The sequence below is a fragment of the Vibrio sp. 1727 genome, from assembly GCF_033344415.1.
Classification (GTDB): Bacteria; Pseudomonadota; Gammaproteobacteria; order Enterobacterales; family Vibrionaceae; genus Vibrio; species Vibrio alginolyticus.
The window spans coordinates 1-799 of record NZ_JAWPOT010000181.1 but is presented as its reverse complement, the minus strand read 5'-3'; the positions used below and the strand labels follow the sequence as shown (position 1 = coordinate 799).

Here is a 799-nt window from a genome sequence, read left to right as displayed (position 1 = left end):
TTGACGGTACTAAGCAAGTTGCTGAAGTAAGTGCTGATATCGAGAAGGCATTAGCATAATAGGTAATACCTATTATCAAAATTTTTAATAATTTTGTTATAGTGAAGCGGCCGTAAGGTCGCTTTTTTTATACATTTTATATGCTGGGAAAACAAAGGGACGCAATGCAAACTAAAAATAAACAAGGTGTGTTACTGGTTAACCTAGGAACACCTGATGAACCTACCGCTCCAGCGGTTAAGCGCTTCTTAAGTCAGTTTCTTCATGATCATCGTGTAGTCGATATGACACGATGGCTTTGGTGTCCAATTTTACATGGTGTGATTCTTCCAATACGCTCGCCAAAGGTCGCTAAGTTGTATGAATCGGTATGGATGGAAGAGGGCTCACCTTTAATGGTGTATTCCAAACGCCAGGCAAAGAAACTTGCTCAGCATCTCGATATTCCTGTAGAACTCGGCATGACTTATGGCAACCCAAGCCTTCAATCTGGTTTTGAAGCTCTTATCGCTCAAGGTGTGGAAGAGGTTATTGTGCTACCGTTGTACCCACAATACTCTGGGACAACCACAGCAGCCGTGTCTGATGGAATCACAAAAGCGTTTAAGCAACTGCCAGTGATGCCAGCATTCAGCTTTATTCGCGATTATCACGATCATCCAATGTACATCGAAGCGCTTGCGCACTCGGTTCGACAATACTGGGAAGAGCATGGCAAAGGGGATTACTTGCTGTGTTCATATCACGGTATTCCTAAACGTTATGCAGACAATGGCGATATTTATCCTCAGCATTGTGA

At 42.9% G+C, this 799-nt stretch carries 1 protein-coding gene; it reads left to right on the top strand.

Annotated elements, in window-relative coordinates; genetic code table 11:
- Window positions 1-164: 164 nt before the first annotated feature.
- The coding region (gene hemH / locus R8O10_RS24650) for a ferrochelatase (protein WP_318191879.1) at window positions 165-799 on the top strand (635 nt) is incomplete at its 3' end.